The organism is Myxococcus sp. CA056 (assembly GCF_013336715.1).
Classification (GTDB): Bacteria; Myxococcota; Myxococcia; order Myxococcales; family Myxococcaceae; genus Myxococcus; species Myxococcus llanfairpwllgwyngyllgogerychwyrndrobwllllantysiliogogogochensis.
Genome location: NZ_JABUMT010000019.1, coordinates 160474 through 176563, shown reverse-complemented (window position 1 = coordinate 176563; position 16090 = coordinate 160474). Strand labels below are relative to the sequence as shown.

Genomic DNA, 16090 nt, shown 5'->3' with positions numbered 1-16090 from the left:
GGGTGAACGGGCAAGCTCTCGGCCACATCGCGCAGCGCGGCTCGCGAGGATGAACCGGTGCGCATCTCCGCCACATCGCGAAGCGCGGCTCGTGGAGACGTACCGGCAAGCCGCTCCGCCACGCCCGACACCGATGCGGCCTCCGCGCCAGGCGCAATGCCGATCAGTTAGGTGGCCCTTGCATGGGCCTACCAAGCTGGTGCGTGTTGAGATGGAGTGAGCCGCGGATGAGGCCGGCGTGGAGCCGACGCGCATCAGCTTCGTCAATGCGCTGTCGCTCATCCGCAACGCATGGCTGGTCTGGTCGACTCCGCCGCTGGCTCCCGGACGGATTCCGGAGCACCTGCTCGACCTGCGCAGGCACTGGGACTGCTGCTACTCCCGGAACGAAGAAGCGAGAGGCGCTACCCACGAGTTGTAAAGATGAGCAACTACGACAAGAAGTGGGTGAAACGCCCCCGCCCTCACTGACCGGCATTGGCGCTAGCGTCCGGACTGGGCGAGGAACTCGGCCGTCGGTACGAGCTTGCCGTAGCCCATGCCGAGCGCCGCGAGGAACGCGGCGTGGACCTGCGGCGCGGAGACGTGCTGGCCGTTGAACTCCAGGCTCCGGGCCGCGCAGGCATCGTGGAGGATGGTGACCGCGTAGCCCTGGTCCGCCGCCGCGCGCGCCGTGGCGTCCACGCACATGAGCGTCATCATCCCGGTGACGACCAGGTGCTTCACGCCCAGGGCCCGGAGGCGCTCCTGGAGGTCCGTCTCCCGGAAGCTGTTGGGGAAGTGCTTGAGCACCACCGCTTCGCCGGGCCGGGGCTCGACGCGGGAATGAATCTCCGCCCCCGGAGTCCCCGGCAGGAAGAACGTGGCCCCGGGCTGCGGCGACTCGTGGCGGATGTGGATGACCGGCAGGCCCCGCTCACGGAAGAAGTCGAGCGCCGCCCGTGCCTTGCCGGCCGCCGCGTCGGCGCCGTCCAGCTCGAACCGACCTCCGGGGAAGTAGTCATTCTGGATGTCGATGAGCAGCAGGGCGGCGTTTTCCAGGGGCGTGTCCATGGGTGTTCTCCTCCAGCGGGTTCTCGTCTGTTGTCCGGCTGAATATCCAGACGCCGCTCCCGGCAGGAGTGCTCGGATTGACAAAGTCCGGGCGGAAACCGACAAGCGCTCATGGCTGCCAGGTCCTCGTCACTCCACATCGCGGTGTTGGCCCTGGAGGGCTGCGTGGCCTCCAGCGTGACAGGCCCGCTGGATGTGTTCGCCATGGCCAACCTCCTGAGCCGCGAGCAGGGCCGGAGCGAGCCCTTCACGGCCGAGCTGGTGTCCGCTCGCGCCGGCCCCGTCCGGAGCTTCCATGGCCTGGAGCTGGCCTCCGCGCGGGTGCCGGCCCCCACCGACTGCTTCGACGTCGTCTTCGTCCCCGCCGTCATCGGCAACCTGGAGGGCAGCGTGGCCGAGCGCTCCACGGCGGACTGGCTTCTGGGGCAGCACGCGAAGGGCGCGCAGCTGGCGGCGGTATGCGCCGGTGCCTTCCTGCTCGCGAAGACGGGCCTCCTGGATGGGCGGGAGGCCACCACCCACTGGGGACTCGCCCAGGACTTCGAGGCGCGCTATCCGCGCGTGGCGCTCAAGCCGGAGCTGCTCCTGGTGGACCACGGCGACGTGCTCACCGCGGGTGGCGTGACGGCGTATCTGGACCTCTGCCTGCATCTGGTGGCGAAGCACGCCTCGCCGGAGCTGGCGGCGCTGTGCGCGAAGATGCTCCTGGTGGAGCCCGGCCGTCGGTTCCAGGCGCCCTATGCGGTGCATGCCGCGCCTCGGGGCCACGGGGACGATGCCGTGCTGCGCGCCCAGGAGTGGCTGGAGGCCCACCTCTCCGGCCCGGTGAGCCTGTCGGGCGCCGCCGTGGCCGCGAGCCTGGGAGAGCGCACGCTGTTGCGCCGCTTCCGCAAGGCCACGGGTGACACGCCGCTGGATTACGTCCAGCGCCTGCGCGTCGAGGCCGCCCGGCGCCTCCTGGAGACGACTCCTCGCACCGTGGAGGACATCTCCCAGGCCGTGGGCTACGCGGACACCACGTCGTTCCGCCGCCGCTTCAAGGCTCGCACGGGGCTGACGCCCGACGCCTACAGGCGGCGCTTCGCCTTGCGTTGACCGGAAAGCAGTTCGCTCAATCCTGACACACCGGTGTCAGCGCCCTGGGAGAGGGTGGAGGCTCTTTCGGAGGTCGACATGGGAAGTCCAGCGGAAGTGGTGAAGGCGTACTTCGACGCCTGGAGCGAGAAGGACGAGGCGAAGTTGCGCGGCACGCTCGCGCCCGACGTGAGCTTCGTCGGTGCGCTGGGGACGGCGGATGGGGCCGACGCGTGCGTGAAGGGGCTGGTCAACGGAATGTGGAAGGTGTCGCCCCAGGTGACGGTGCTGCACCGCTTCGTGGACGGTGCCGAGGTGATGACCTGGTTCGAGATTCATCCCTCCGACGGAGCTCCGATTCCGGTCGCGAACTGGAGCCACGTCGAGAACGGGCGCATCTCCCGCATTCGCGTCACCTTCGACCCGCGTTCGCTCCTGGCGAAGCGCTGACCGACGGCGACCTTCGGCTGTCCTGGAGCTGAGGCGGCCCCAGGACAGCCGCTGATGAGGCGCGCCGCTATTCGATGGAGGCGACCTTGTCGTCCTTGTCGAACGTGACCTTCACCTTGGAGATCTTGCTCTTCCAGTAGGTCCAGACGGTGGAGTCGAACGAGGGCGTCTCGTGCGGAGGAGGAGGGCCCCACGCCATGCGCACGGCGGTGCGGGACATGCCGGTCACCACCTCCGACGCGGAGACCTTCTTGCGGTCCTCCGCCGACAGCGTCGCGAGCTTGGGGGCCTGGTCCTCGGGGGCGAACGCGGCCTGGAACAGCGCCCAGGTGTCCGCACCAGAGCGCGAGTCATTCTCGAACACGAACTCCTTGCCCGTCTCCACGATCTTGAAGCTCACCTTCGAGTCGCTCTTGTCCAGCACCTCCACCCGGGTGTTGAACGGGAGGATGGGGCCCTTGAGGTAGTTCACCCAGGACAGGGTGTCGCCCTCGAAGTGGAAGTTCGCCGTCGCGTGGTGGAAGACCTTCTCCGTGGGGACGGGGGCGGGGGCGGGCGCCGGCTCATCGCCGAACGAAACCACCTTGCCCGCGCTGTCGAAGACCACGTCGAACGTGGAGAACTTCGAGCTCCAGTAGGTCCACTTGGTGCTCTCGAGCGACAGCGTCCGGTGCGGCGGCGGCGGCCCCACGGTCAGCAGCACCGCGTCCCGGGACATGCCCTTGGCCAGCTCACCCGCCTTGACCTGCTTCTGCTCTTCCGGCGTGAGCGCGGCGATTCGCGCCGCGGGGTCCGTCGCCGCGAAGAAGCCGGGGAACAGCGCGACGGCGCTCTTGCCCAGGCTCTTGTGGGAGACGAACTTGAACTCGGCCCCCGAGTCGAGCACCTTGCAGCGCACCTCGTCGTCGCTCCGCTTGAGGACCTCGACCTTGGTCCCGACGGGAATCGACAGCCCCTTGCCGCGATAGTTCACCGCGGAGAGCTGGTTCTTGTTGAGCAGGAGGTTGGCCTGGGAGAACAACACCTCGGCCTGGGCACTCACGGTCGTCAGCAGTCCCAGTGCGAGCAGGGTGCTGAGCACGTTCTTTCGATTCATACGATGGATGAGCCTTGGGTGGATGAAGGGCGTGCTTCTAGGCGCCCACCCCGGGGTTTGCCAGTCTGGAGGGCGCCGCGCCTGATGACGGCGGTCATCAGCCCCTTGTTCACGGTCATCAGCCAAGGCGCTCCGAAGAGCCCCACGCCTGGTGGAACCTCTTGAAATCAGGGCGCTCCACGGCCGCTGTTCGCCACGGGGAGGCTGGCACACCGGATGCTCTAGGGAGCCTCGTCACCGACTCCCTCCAGAGGCGATCCCCCATGAAGCTCCGCTCCAAGCCGTCTTCCCTTCGGTCCCCGTCCTCCTCCCCCAGCTCGCGTTCCCGGAGCACCAGCGCTCCCCCGAAGCTGGAGACGAGCTCGCCGAAGTCGCCGGAGAAGAGCCCGCCGAAGAAGACCGAGTCGGCCCCGAAGCCCGACGCTCCCCGCCCGACCCCCGCCGAGCTCCAGAACGGCAAGAACAACCTCAAGCCGACGGACTACGGCGTGGCGCACCCGGACCTCCAGGGCATCCGGACCCGCCGCGACAGCGGCCAGTCGGGCGCGGACTTCGCCGACTTCACCTCGGATGTCCGCGACTCCACGCACCGGCTGACGAGCAAGCCCGAGGGCGGCCGGTTGATGACGGAGCTCAATGACCGGACCTCCCACGTGAATCCGGGGGCCACCGGAACCCAGCGCAACCCGCTGACGGTGGCGGACATCTACTCGGGCCGCGACGCCGCGATGCCCATGTCGCACGCGCCCCGGCACAACGGCGGCCTCGACTCGCTCCGCCCCGCGTACCGCTACGAGGGCCAGCCCGGAGCGGGCACCGCCAGCCGCATCAACTACAACGAGAACGCCCCGGGGCAGCGCTTCAACAGCCTGGGCCACGAGTCGGTCCACGCCTGGCGCGCGGCCAATGGCGTGCAGGTGAGCCCGCTGGCGGCCAGCAAGCACCACGACGCGGACGTCTTCAAGCGCTTCCCCGAACACTCCGCCAACATGAAGGACACCGTCGAGACGCGCCTGCGTCTGCGCGAGGAGTTCGAGACGGTGGGCCTGCGTCCCACGCCGCACACGCCCGCGGGCTGGGCCCCCACCGAGAACAAGATTCGCCAGGAGCACGGGCTGCCGTCCCGCCAGGACTACTCGGGCATGCTGCCGGACCGGAACCAGAACGACGTCAACCTCGGCAACTATGACGCGGGCTCGGACACCCGGAACCCGTTCCAGAAGATGCTGGGCACGCCGTCGCCCATCGGGAAGATTCTCGGCGACCTGGAGAAGTGAGCTCCCGGGCGCGGCCCCTCATTCAGAGGGGCCGCGGCTCGCCGTCGAGAGAGGACTTCAGCGAGGCGCCGAGCTGCGCGCGTGGCGGGGCAGGGTCACGATGAACGTGGTGCCTTTGTCTGTCGAGGACCGCACGTCGATGCGGCCCCCGTGCGCGTCGACAATCGACTTCACGATGAACAGGCCGAGTCCCACGCTGCGGCCCGCCTTGTCCACGCCGTCGGTGCCCCGCTGGAAGGGCTGGAAGAGGGCGGGGAGCTGGTCCTCCGGAATGGGCGCCCCCATGTTGTGCACGCTGAACGTCACCTGCTCGGCGTCGCCCCGGCAGGCGACGTGGATGGGCGTCTCCGGCTCGCCGTACTTCAGGGCATTCGTCACCAGGTTCTGGAGCACCTGGGAGAGCCGGTCCCCATCCCACGAGCCCTGCCCGTTTCCGCGCAGCTCCACGCGGACCCGGGCGGAGGGGTTGGCCGCTTCCACCTCCTCCACCATGGCGCGTATCAAGGCGTGGAGGTCCGTGGGGCCACACTCAATCCGGATGCCGCCGCCCATCCGGGCCTGGGTGAAGTCCAGCAGCTCGTTCACCATCCGCACCGCGCGCGCGGCGGAGGACTGGATGCGGGCCGCCAGCTTGCGGACACCCGGGTCCAGCCCGTCCTGCTGGTTCAGCCGGGCGGCCCCCATCAGGATGGCGCCCAGGGGATTGCGCAGGTCATGGCTCACGATGCCGATGAGCTGCTGTTCGAACTCCGCTTGCCGCCGCTGCTGCTCGACCGAGTGCTCTCGCTCCTTCGCCAGCCTCCGCTCGGCGGTGATGTCCTGGAGCAGCGCCACATAACCGCCCGGGTCCTGCCCCGGCTCCCGGTGCGCGATGAAGGTCACCTTCACGTCGCGCGTGCCGCCCAGGCGATAGGGGACGTCGTGCTGCTCGAACGAGAAGCTCTCGCCCGCGAGGCCTCGCTTCACGTACGGGCCGAGCACGGCGTACGCCGCCTCCCCGATGACCTCCCGGATGGACCTTCCCCGGAGGCTGTCCTGCTCAATCCCGAACCACTCCTCATAGGCCTTGTTGACCCGGCCGTAGGTCTCGTCCGGTGCGACATACGAGACGAGGACGGGGATGGCGTCGAGCAGCACGCGCAGCTCGGCCTCGCTGGCGCGAATCTTCGCGTCCAGGGCTTCACTGTGTCGCCTCACGCGCGTCTGCTCGGTGACGTCGCGGAAGACGAGCACGGCGCCGGTCAGGTCGCTCGCGCCCACGCGGATGGGGGCGGCGCTGTCCTCGATGGGGACTTCGGAGCCGTCCTTGCGCGACAGCAGCGTGGCCCCGATGAGTCCCTGGGGCGTGCCGAGCGTGAGCACGCGGCCCACGGGGTCCTCCACCGGGGCCCGCGTGCCCGCGTCGATGAGGCGGAAGACCTCCGACACGGGACGCTGGCGCGCGTCCGAGTCATGCCAGCCGGTGACCCGCTCGGCCACGGGGTTGAGGAAGGTGATGCGCCCGGCCCGGTCCGTGGTGATGACGGCGTCGCCGATGCTGGAGAGCGTCGTCGCCAGGTACGCCTCGCGCTCGCGCAGCTGCTGCCCCTGGGCCCGGATGCGCAGGAGGCTGCCCACGCGCGCGAGCAGCTCCGCGTCGTCATAGGGCTTGGCGACGTAGTCGCTGGCCCCGGCGCGCAGTCCCTCCGTGAAGTCCGCGTGGGCTCCGCGCGCGGAGAGAATCAGGATGGGCAGCGAGACGTCATCGTAGTGCTCGCGCACATAGCGGCACGCATCCAGGCCCGAAACGCCCGGCAACTGCCAGTCCAGCAGGAGCACGTCGGGAGGCGGACCCTGGGTGAGCCGCTCGAGCATCGTCTCCGCGTCGCGGAAGGTCTCGACCGCGTGGTGCTTCGACAGGAGCGCGCGAGCCCGCTCCATCTGCATGGCGCTGTCATCGACCATCCACACGCGGGCCGGGTCCACCGCGCGAGGAGGTGCAGGGTCGATTCCAGGGCCAGGGATGCGCGAGTTCACGAGTGGGGCGGGGGAGGGATTGGAGCGGCGAACGGTGAGGCGAGGATTGCGTTGCGTAGCACGGAAGCGAAGGTGCCGTGCGAACACGACGTTCCGCGTTGAACTCATTCGCGGCCCGTGTGAGGTCCCGCTCGGCTGGCGCTGCGATGTTCATGAATCTGGACATACGCTGGCGTCGCCCTGGAAGCCGACCCGAGCTGGAGCGCCACGTGACAGGACCTGCGAGACGGATGGAACCCCTGGCCTCGGTGGCCTGGGAGGGCGTGGGCGTGGCCCTCTACCAGCATCAACAAGTGTGCACGGCGGAGCACCATCATCCGGAGTCGCAGCTGCTCATGCCGCTGGTCCGCCAGTCCCTCCAGGGACGGTGGCGGCCCGCCGGGCGTCCGGTGGACCTTCGCGTGACCTGCGAGGAGGTGGGCGTCGTCAGCCCCGAGCAGCCCCATGCCTTCGCGTGGGCGGAAGGCGCCCAGGTGGTGTCCTTCTTCCTGCACCCGGAGCGGCTCGCCGTGCTCAGCGGGGAGTCCGGCGCGGGGCGCGGACTGCGGTCCATTCCGTCCGCGTGTCAGAGAGACCCGGTGCTGCGGGAGCTGCTGCGCGCCAGCGGCGAGGCGCTGCGTGACGGCCTGCCACCCGCGCGGTTGGAGATGGAGGCGCTGGCCACGGTGGTGGGGCTGCGGCTGTTGCGGCTGGATGGGCAGCGGCGGCGCGCGAGCCTCCAGGCGGTGGGCCTCGCGACCTGGCAGCTTCGTCGCGTCACCGACTTCGTGGAGGCGAACCTGGACGGCCCGCTGGGACTGGAGGCGCTTGCGGGAGTGGTGGGGCTGAGCCCGTCGCACTTCGCTCGGAGCTTCAAGCGGGCGACGGGGAGCACGCCGCACCGCTTCGTCCTGACGCGGAGACTGGAGCGGGCCCGGGAGCTGCTCGTCACCAGCGCGCTGCCACTGGGGGACGTGGCGCAGGCGACCGGCTTCTGCAGCCAGAGTCACTTCACGGCGCTGTTCCGTGCCCGTCATGGCGCCACGCCCGCGCGCTTCCGCCGTGCGCGGCGGGCGTGAAGCAGCGCACGATTGTGACAAGCGGCGCCGGAAGCCGGTAGACGCCGCCGTCCGTCGTGGATGAGGGTGCGCGCCATGCAGCCCTCTTCTTCGCCGTCACGCCTGGTCGTGGACCCCTTGCTCGCCCGACGCCTGGAGCTGGCCCAGGCCGCGCAGAATCGCGGGGCCACGCCGCCCTCCGGTGTCCTTGAAGTCGCGGGGGGCCTGGCCCTCTTCAACGGCCCCGACTCGCCCCTCACGCAGGCGCTCGCGCTGGGCTTGGAAGGGCCCGTCAGCGCCGAGGACCTGGACCGGGTGGAGTCCCATCTGGGCCAGGGCGGCGGCGTGCTCCAGATAGACCTGCTGCCCTTCGCCCATCACACGCTGGCCCAGGGGCTGGCACAGCGGGGCTACCAGGTGGGCGAGTTCCAGCAGGTGCTCGTGCGCGAGTTGCCGGGAAGTCCCACTCCGCCGACAGTCGCGGAGGTTCGTCCCCTTCGCCCTGGCGAGGCGGAGGTCTTCTCGCGCACGGTGGCCCAGGGCTTTCTCGGACGCGAGGAGGTGTCGGACGCGGAGGCCTCGCTCATGCTGGGCACGGCGTCGATGTCGGGCACCACCTGCTTCCTCGCGCTGGTGGACGGAGAGCCCGCGGGCGGCGGCACCGTGGCCCTGCATGACGGCGTGGCGACGCTGTCCGGGACGGGGGTGCGGGAGCGCTTCCGGGGCAGGGGGCTGCAGCAGGAGTTGATTGCCGCGCGACTGGCGTGGGCCCTTCGCCAGGGGTGTACGTTGGCGGCGAGCAGCACCCTGCCGGCCAGTGCGTCTCAGCGGAACATGGAGCGCATGGGGTTCTTCATCGCGTACCCCAAGGTGGTGATGATGCGGCAGCGCTCGTAGCGCCGTGCGCGGCTGTGTCGGGCATCAGTGTTCGGTCCTGGCATGGCGGGAGTTCCAGACTCTTGGGAACGGAGACGTGCGCCAGGGGGCTGGTGAGGGGACACCCGCCCATGCGTAAGATTCCCGGCACCGAAATCATGCGCCCTACGACAACCGCTCCCGGCTTCCTGCGCGGCTATGTGCTGCCCGCCCTCTGGCTCTTCGCCCTCCCTCTCTTTGGTCTGTGGTTCACCGGCCACGCCACCTCCAGCGTGGACGGGGACGTGCTCTCGTCCATCGAGCGGCAGGTGGCCCAGGACACCCAGCTCGACGAGCAGCAGCGGCAGGAGACCCTGGCCTTCTTCCGCGCCGTGCCTGCCTCCGCGGCCTGCCTCAGCACGGATGCGGAGCTGGCGAACTTCCGGAGCAACCTCGGCGGGGTGTGCAAGGACGTGCAGCAGTTCGACTGGATGCACAGCCTGGCGCTGGGCTTGCTGGCACTCGGGCTCGCCACCACGGTGATTGCCCTGTTGTGTGGTCTGGCCGCGTTCGTCTCTCGCCCCTTCCAGTACGGCAGCTTCGTCATCGGCTGGAACGTGCTGCGCGTCACGGGGGCGCTCCAGGCGATAGGCCAGGGCGGCCTCGCCGTGTGGCTGTCCTATTGGGTGACGGCGCTCTGGTTCAACCGCTACTCCCCCAAGCTCATCCTGGTGGTGGGCGCGCTGGCCGCCATGGCCATCTTCCTGGTGGTGGTCGGAATCTTCCGTCGTCCGCCCATGGACTTCGAGGTGGAGGCGGAGGTGCTCGAGGAGTCGAAGGCGCCGGAACTCTGGGCGCACGTGCGCAAGCTGTGCGCGCGGCTCCAGACGCCTCCTCCCAACAACATCCTCGCGGGCATCGACGCCAACTTCTTCGTCACCGAGGGCGACGTGCGCGTCGGGGACCGGACGCTCTCGGGCAGGACGCTCTACGTGAGCCTGTCCCTGCTGCGCCTCCTGGAGCAGTCGGAGGCCGACGCGGTGCTCGCGCACGAGATGGGGCACCTGCTGGGCGGAGACACGGGGCACGGCAAGCGGCTCGCGCCGATGCTCGCGCACTTCGGCCAGTACCTCCAGACGCTGCACGAGGGCGGACTGACGCGGCCCATCTACCACTTCATGGTGGCCTATCGCGGGCTCTTCGAGCTGTCGCTGGGACGCAGCCGGCGTGCGAGCGAACTCGCCGCGGATCGCCTCGCCGCGGGCCTCACCTCGGGTCGGGACATCGCCCGCTCGCTGGTGAAGGTGGGCGCGTACGCGGGCTTTCGTGAGCGCGTGGAGTCGGACCTCTTCTCCCGCGACGAGCGGCAGCAGTCCGTGGCCATCGCCCGGCGGGTCGCCCTCGGCTTCGCGGAATACGCGCAGTCCGACGCCGTGCATGGCGACCTGCACGGGACGGTGACGCCGCATCCGTTCGACTCCCACCCGCCGCTCTCCGCGCGGCTGGAGAACGTGAACGCGCGGCTGGCGCCGGCGGACATGGCGCAGGTGCTGCTCGAGCCGGTGACGTTCTCCTGGGTGACCACCATCGAGGACGTGGACGCCATCGAGGCGCGGCTGTGGGGCGCGTACGAGGCGCGCTTCTCCCAGGCACACGACATGGTGCTCGCCTACCGCTACGTGCCGTCCAACGCGGCGGAGCGCGAGCACGTGGAGCGGCACTTCCCGCCGCTGACCTTCGAGGGCAAGGACGTCGGACTGGACGCCCAACTGGACTTCGCACAGGTGAGCTACACGGAGTGGGAGGAGCCCGTGTTGCTCGAGCACGTGACGAACGCGAGCACCGAGGACCGCATGTTCAAGAAGTACCTGGATCTGCAGCTCGCGGGCGAGGGCCGCTCCAAGGAGAAGCGCTCCATCTGCTTGAGCAAGCTGAAGGACCCGGACGCCCTGCTGCGCGCCTTCGAGCACTACCTGGGGCGCAGCAGGGCCATGAAGGAATACCAGGCGCGCTCGCAGCAGGCAGCCTGAGGCGCGGGCCGCGGTGAGCCGCAATCAGTGGCGCCCTCCCGAGCCGCGAGCGGGAGGCTGAAGCAGACACCATGGACATGATAGAAGTCTGTCCATGAACCTCTCGCTCGGGCTGATGACTGGATTGGGTGTGGCGCTCCGATGGGGCTGTCCATCAACTCCAAGCGTTATGCGAATCTGGAGAAGATCGCCGCCGAGGACCTCAAGTGCTCCGAGGAGCTGACGCCCACCTATCTCGGCGAGAATCAGTACCAGCTGAGCGGCTGCGGTACCTCCGGCACCTATGAGCTGCGCTGTGTGATGGGGCAGTGCTCCTGGGTTCCCGACGTGAAGGCTCGCGCGGAGTTCGACCTGGGCTGTGCACGCGCGCAGCTCGAGTCGACGCGGCTCGACAAGCACACTGCGGGTGTCACGGGTTGCGGCAAACGCGCGACCTACCGGCTGCTCGGCTCGCGCTACTCGTTGAGCTGGGTGCTCAACTCCCAGGTGAGCCAGGACGAGGCGGCGCCCGCACCCGCGCCAGCGCCCGCATCCGCAAGCGACGTCTCGCCGCTCTGAGTGCACCGGGGGACGCGTCCCAACCTGGGGCCGCGCCACCCCGCCTGCCGACGCGGTCAGCCCTTCTTCTGCGCCTCGAAGAACGCCTTCGCCGCGTCATCCGCGGCCTTGCGGTACTCGGGGATGCGGCTCCGGTCCGCCGACGCGAGCGCTTCCTTCAGGCTCCGCGCGTCGAGGTCCCGGGTGTAGCAGGGCGTCCCCGGCTGCTGGCGCCACGACTCCTCGAGGCCGCCCACATCGACCGCGTCGAACCCGAGTTCGTCGACGAGCCGGAGGACCTTCGCTCGCGCGTCGGGCGGGTCGCCCGCGACGGGGAGCGCGATACGCCCGGGAGTCCCCTTCGGCGTGCCCTTCTCCGCCAGGGATTGGGAGTAGATGTTGTTGAACACCTTGACGACCGGCCGCCCGAGCAGGCCGCTGACCCAGGAACTCTCAATCTGTCCTCCCGTCAGCGCGGAGATGCCGCCGTCGCGGCTCGGGTAGTAGTTGCCGGTGTCGATGACGACCACGTCCGAGGGGACGCCCGCGAAGAGATTCTTCGGCAGGTCCTCCACCGCGCGCTGGGGGATGGTGACGACCACGACCTCGCCCCCGCGAGCGGCCTGTTCGACGGTGACGGGGGTGGCTCCAATCTCGGCCGCGAGCGAGCGGAGCGAGTCCGGTCCGCGCGAGTTCGCGATGACGACCTCGTGACCCAGCTTCACCCACTTCCTCGCCAGTGCCGCGCCGATATGGCCCGCGCCGATGATTCCAATCTTCATCTGTCACTCCGGTTGGTAGGGGGACGGCAAGGCGTGCGCCTCGCCACCTGACCCCGGTGATAACCCCTTCGCCGCGCGGGCGCTCGTGAGAGAGGGGGCGCCGAGCGAGGAGGGCATCCTCCGACAGGAGGTTCAGGGCCCGCGGGAGTGTCCTGGCCTGCGAGCGGTGCCTCCGTGAGCACGCGATGTCGAGGATGCGGCTGTAAAAAGGACCGGCCGGCCGCATGGGCGTGCCCGGCGTCGCGGAGTTGTTTCATGCAAGGGAGCGATGCTCTAGAACTCCGCTCCCGCGGCACGACCCGGGAGCGCGACCACGTGAATGCGGAGGAGCTGTTCAGCGGGACCGGGGAGATGGCTGCCCGGATGCGCGCGATGGACTGGGCCTCGACTCCCGTGGGCCCCGTGGAGCGCTGGCCCGGCTCACTGCGGACCACCGTCCAGACCCTCCTCCACTCGCGCCACCCCATGTTCCTCTGGTGGGGCCCCCAGCTCATCCAGTTCTACAACGACGCCTATGTGCCCAGCTTCGGCAAGGGCAAGCACCCCGCGGCCCTCGGGCGGCCGGGCCGGGAGACGTGGCCTGAAATCTGGCCCATCATCGGACCGCAAATCGAAGACGTGATGCGCGAGGGGAAGGCCAGCTGGAACGAGGACCAGCTCGTCCCCATCTTCCGCAACGGCCGCATCGAGGACGTCTACTGGACCTATGGCTACTCCCCGGTCTTCGACGAGTCCGGGAAGATTCAAGGCACGCTGGTGGTCTGCACGGAGACCACCGGGCGCATCCTCAGCGAGCAGGCCCTGCGGCGCAGCCAGGACCGCCTGCGCCGGGTCGTGGAGGCCTCCGGGGCAGGCACCTGGGAGCTGGAGGTCGCCACCAGGGTGCTGACGGCGGATGCGCGGATGACCGAACTCTTCGGGCTGCCGGAGCAGGCGGAGTACGGCATCCCCCAGTTCCTCGAGCGCATCCATCCCGATGACGTGGATGCCGTGCGCGTGAGCATCGCCGCCGCGCTCGCGGGGGAGACGAAGGGTCATTACCTGCGGGAGCACCGGGTGAGAGGGGGCTCGGGTGAGCGGCCTCGCTGGGTCGAAGCGCGAGGTCAGGTCTCCTTCGACGCGGAGGGAAGGGCCACCCGGTTCATCGGGACGGCGCTCGACATCAGCGAGCGCAAGTGGGCGGAGGAGGAGGGCCAGCTCGCGCGTCAGGAACTCCAGAGCTTCCTGCTGCAAGCGCCGCTGGGCATCGCCATCCTCAGCGGGCCGCGCCACGTCTACACCTTCGTGAACGCCCCTTACATGTCCATGCTGTTCGGAGGGCGCCCGGCCACGGACCTCTTGCACCTGCCCGTCCGGGAGGCGCTGCCGGAGCTGGAGGGGCAGGGGTTCCACGAGATTCTCGACGGCGTCTATCAGACGGGCAAGAGCTTCCATGGCACGAAGCTGCGCGCGTCCATGGTCCAGTCCGACGGGGCCGAGCGGGAGCTGTTCATCAACTTCACCTACCAGGCGAAGCGCGACCCGGCCGGGCGCATCGACGGCATCCTGGTGGTCATCTACGAGGTGACCGACCAGGTCAACGAGCAGAAAGAGATTGAGCAGCTCGCGGAGAACCTCCGCGCGGCCATCGTCTCGCGGGACACGTTCCTCGGGGTCGCCTCGCATGAACTCAATACGCCGCTGACCACGCTCAAGCTGCAGGCACAGATGAGCAAGCGGCTCTTCGCGAACCAGGGCCTCGCGGCGTTTCCGCCCGCGCGCTTCGAGAAGCTGCTCGACACCACGCTCATCCAGGTGGACCGGCTGGGGCGCCTGGTCAATGACATGCTCGACGTGTCGCGCATCAGCACGGGCAAGCTGACGGTGATACCCGAGGAGACGAACCTCTCCGACCTGGTGCGGGAAGTGCTGGGTCGTTTCACGCCCCAGTTCGAGGCCGCTGGAATCCAGCTCGAGCAGCAGGTGGCGGACGGCCTCGTCGTCCGTCTGGATGCCGCGCGAATCGAACAGGTGCTGACGAACTTCATCACCAACGCCATCAAGTACGCGCCCGGCAAGCCGGTGCACGCGAAGCTCGAGTCGCGGGAGGGCTGGGTGAAGTTCAGCCTCCGGGATGAAGGCCGTGGCATCCCTCCCGAGCATCACGAGCGAATCTTCGTCCGCTTCGAGCGCGCGACTTCCGCGAGCGAGTCCAGCGGTCTGGGGCTGGGCCTCTACATCTCCAAGCAGCTCATCCTGGAGCATGGCGGGAGGATTTCGGTCGAGAGCGAGCCGGGCCAGGGCGCCACGTTCAGCTTCGAGCTGCGCCAGGGCGCGAAGGACTCACCCGGGCCGTCGGGTCGGGGCGGGCCCACCCCCCGCTCTTGAAAATGAGACACGCGCGCCGCAAGGTGGAGGACCCCCTGACAGGGCGAGGTCCGAGCATGGCCGCAGTGATTCTCGATGCCCGCTGTGTCGCTCCCTTCGTCGTCCGCGTGCGCTTCAGCGACGGGCACGAGGGCGAGGCGAGCCTCAAGCCGTGCCTCTTCGACTGGGAGCCCGCGCGCGTCCCCGACCTCACCGAGGAGACGCGCGACTGGCTGCGCTCGCCGGAGAACTTTCAGACCGTCCGCGTGGACCCCGAAACGGGCACGCTGGCCTGGGGGGACGTGAAGCCGTTCAGCACGTCCCTGGTGTACTGGCGCGTGGAGCAATACCGGATGAAGGTGACCGTTCGCTCGAAGCAGGGCGAGGTCCTCTCCAAGCTGCTGCTCGGTGGACGGCACGAGGTCTGGTCCAGTCCGCTCACCGTCGGACGGGCGGCGACCAACGTCATCGTCGTGGACCAGGAGGGGGTGGCCGAGCACCAGGTCAAGGTGACGGTCGGCGGGGGGCACCACCCCTGCTTCTACATCGAGGCGGTGGAGGGCGTGACGACGGTCGGCGCCAAGCAGCTGTCGACGCCCGGTGAGCGCTGTCGGGTCTCCGCGCGAGAGCCGCTCCTGCTGGAGGTGGGTGCGTGCGTCGTGGATATCGAGTGAAGTCGAGCCTCCCTTCCTGATGGCAGGCCCGGACGTCACGTGAGCGCGCCCCCGAGAGAAGCCACGCAGTTGTTGGCGACGCTGCTCGTCGCCGCTCCCTTGTTCCATGACGAGCAGGTGGGTCCGCCCGGGGCGCGAGCATATGGCTCCAAGGGCCGCGTCGCGGTGCCGGAAGGGCTCCTCGCCGTGCCCAACCGGGCGAGCGCGTTCGGCGAGGATGCGAGCGAGTCGTTCGTGATGGAGGGCGCCTCGCTCCTCGGGAAGGAGCGCGAGCTGGTGCAGCTCTGCCTCGACATGCCGAACTTCAATTGCTGTCGTCTGCGGTTCGGTTTGGAGGTCCGCATCGGAGGCCGGTCCTGGACGGAGGGGACCTTCGACCATTTCTGGCAGGTCGCGAGCTGGTTCACCGCGGTGGAGACCCTGCTCGTCGATGGCGAGCGCTCCTCCGCGGGCGCCATCGTCTGGGACCAGTCCGCCCTGGGCCTGGAGCGCGATGGCTCACGCGTCACGATGTCCGACGCGAACGTGGCGCAAGGTCTCTACGGTGCGAGGGCTCCCGACGAGGCGTGGATGCCTGTCAGCGTGAGCCTGGAGGAGCTGGTGTTCGAACTGGCGAACGAGGGGAGGGTCTTGGAGACGCTCCGTCAGGGCATGCTCGCGGACATCCAGCGCCGGGGCTTCTCGCTGGAGCAGCTCCAGGCTCGACTCCAGGGGCTTGGCGACAGGCCCGACGCCTCCCTGGGAGACGCCGAGCTCTGTCTGGCGATTCTCGCGCGTGAGCTGGACCAGCCTCGGCTCACGTCGGCAGTGCTGACGCTGGAGCGCGCGGACCCGGGGCGGAGCGCCTCGTAGTCAGGCGCCAC

At 69.2% G+C, this 16090-nt stretch carries 15 protein-coding genes; 11 read left to right on the top strand and 4 right to left on the bottom strand.

What is annotated here, in order from left to right; translation table 11 throughout:
* The first annotated feature begins 238 nt into the window (after positions 1-238).
* Positions 239-421 carry a hypothetical protein gene (locus tag HUA76_RS40885; RefSeq protein ID WP_174463953.1) on the top strand — a complete coding sequence of 61 codons (183 nt, stop codon included), beginning with the start codon at positions 239-241 and terminating at the stop codon, positions 419-421.
* 62 nt (positions 422-483) lie between these two features.
* On the opposite strand, the gene HUA76_RS40880 is transcribed toward HUA76_RS40885, so the two are convergent.
* Complete coding sequence (locus tag HUA76_RS40880) at positions 484-1053, bottom strand: cysteine hydrolase family protein (RefSeq protein WP_141641449.1); 570 nt, start codon at positions 1051-1053, stop codon at positions 484-486.
* 111 nt (positions 1054-1164) lie between these two features.
* Between HUA76_RS40880 and HUA76_RS40875 the strand changes: the two genes are divergently transcribed.
* A complete protein-coding gene (locus HUA76_RS40875; RefSeq protein ID WP_174463952.1) occupies positions 1165-2148 on the top strand; it encodes a GlxA family transcriptional regulator in 984 nt (327 codons plus the stop codon).
* Positions 2149-2226: 78 nt separating this feature from the next.
* A complete protein-coding gene (locus HUA76_RS40870; RefSeq protein ID WP_174463951.1) occupies positions 2227-2577 on the top strand; it encodes a nuclear transport factor 2 family protein in 351 nt (116 codons plus the stop codon).
* Positions 2578-2644: 67 nt separating this feature from the next.
* Here the strand turns inward: HUA76_RS40870 and HUA76_RS40865 are convergent, their stop codons facing one another.
* The gene (locus HUA76_RS40865) at positions 2645-3673 is read right to left on the bottom strand and encodes a hypothetical protein (protein ID WP_174463950.1); all 1029 of its coding nucleotides are present in this window, start codon (positions 3671-3673) and stop codon (positions 2645-2647) included.
* Positions 3674-3936: 263 nt separating this feature from the next.
* On the opposite strand from HUA76_RS40865, the gene HUA76_RS40860 reads away from it, so the two are divergent.
* Positions 3937-4950, top strand: coding sequence for a M91 family zinc metallopeptidase (locus HUA76_RS40860; RefSeq protein WP_174463949.1), 1014 nt, complete (start codon positions 3937-3939; stop codon positions 4948-4950).
* Positions 4951-5007: 57 nt separating this feature from the next.
* Here the strand turns inward: HUA76_RS40860 and HUA76_RS40855 are convergent, their stop codons facing one another.
* Positions 5008-6966 (bottom strand): PAS domain-containing protein, encoded by a 1959-nt coding sequence (locus HUA76_RS40855; RefSeq protein ID WP_371823594.1) that lies wholly within the window; start codon positions 6964-6966, stop codon positions 5008-5010.
* Between the two features lie 230 nt (positions 6967-7196).
* Here HUA76_RS40855 and HUA76_RS40850 point away from each other — a divergent pair, with 230 nt between their 5' ends.
* The 4 genes from HUA76_RS40850 to HUA76_RS40835 all read left to right on the top strand — a co-directional run bounded on the left by HUA76_RS40850 (position 7197) and on the right by HUA76_RS40835 (position 11446).
* Complete coding sequence (locus tag HUA76_RS40850; protein ID WP_174456347.1) at positions 7197-8024, top strand: AraC family transcriptional regulator; 828 nt, start codon at positions 7197-7199, stop codon at positions 8022-8024.
* Between the two features lie 75 nt (positions 8025-8099).
* Positions 8100-8900, top strand: coding sequence for a GNAT family N-acetyltransferase (locus HUA76_RS40845; RefSeq protein WP_174463947.1), 801 nt, complete (start codon positions 8100-8102; stop codon positions 8898-8900).
* Positions 8901-9037: 137 nt separating this feature from the next.
* On the top strand, positions 9038-10888 hold the full coding sequence (locus HUA76_RS40840) for a M48 family metallopeptidase (RefSeq protein WP_174463966.1): 1851 nt from the start codon (positions 9038-9040) through the stop codon (positions 10886-10888).
* Positions 10889-11029: 141 nt separating this feature from the next.
* Positions 11030-11446, top strand: a complete 417-nt coding sequence (locus HUA76_RS40835) for a hypothetical protein (RefSeq protein ID WP_174463946.1) — start codon at positions 11030-11032, stop codon at positions 11444-11446.
* Positions 11447-11502: 56 nt separating this feature from the next.
* Here HUA76_RS40835 and HUA76_RS40830 read toward each other — a convergent pair whose 3' ends face one another.
* Positions 11503-12207 carry an NADPH-dependent F420 reductase gene (locus HUA76_RS40830; protein ID WP_174456344.1) on the bottom strand — a complete coding sequence of 235 codons (705 nt, stop codon included), beginning with the start codon at positions 12205-12207 and terminating at the stop codon, positions 11503-11505.
* Positions 12208-12522: 315 nt separating this feature from the next.
* On the opposite strand from HUA76_RS40830, the gene HUA76_RS40825 reads away from it, so the two are divergent.
* The 3 genes from HUA76_RS40825 to HUA76_RS40815 are packed head-to-tail and all read left to right on the top strand — an operon-like array spanning position 12523 to position 16079.
* Positions 12523-14574: a PAS domain-containing sensor histidine kinase gene (locus HUA76_RS40825; protein WP_174463945.1), complete on the top strand. Its 2052-nt coding sequence runs from the start codon at positions 12523-12525 to the stop codon at positions 14572-14574.
* A 56-nt stretch (positions 14575-14630) separates the two neighbouring features.
* Positions 14631-15227: a hypothetical protein gene (locus tag HUA76_RS40820; RefSeq protein ID WP_174456342.1), complete on the top strand. Its 597-nt coding sequence runs from the start codon at positions 14631-14633 to the stop codon at positions 15225-15227.
* Positions 15228-15266: 39 nt separating this feature from the next.
* Positions 15267-16079: a hypothetical protein gene (locus tag HUA76_RS40815; protein WP_174456341.1), complete on the top strand. Its 813-nt coding sequence runs from the start codon at positions 15267-15269 to the stop codon at positions 16077-16079.
* Positions 16080-16090 lie beyond the last annotated feature (11 nt).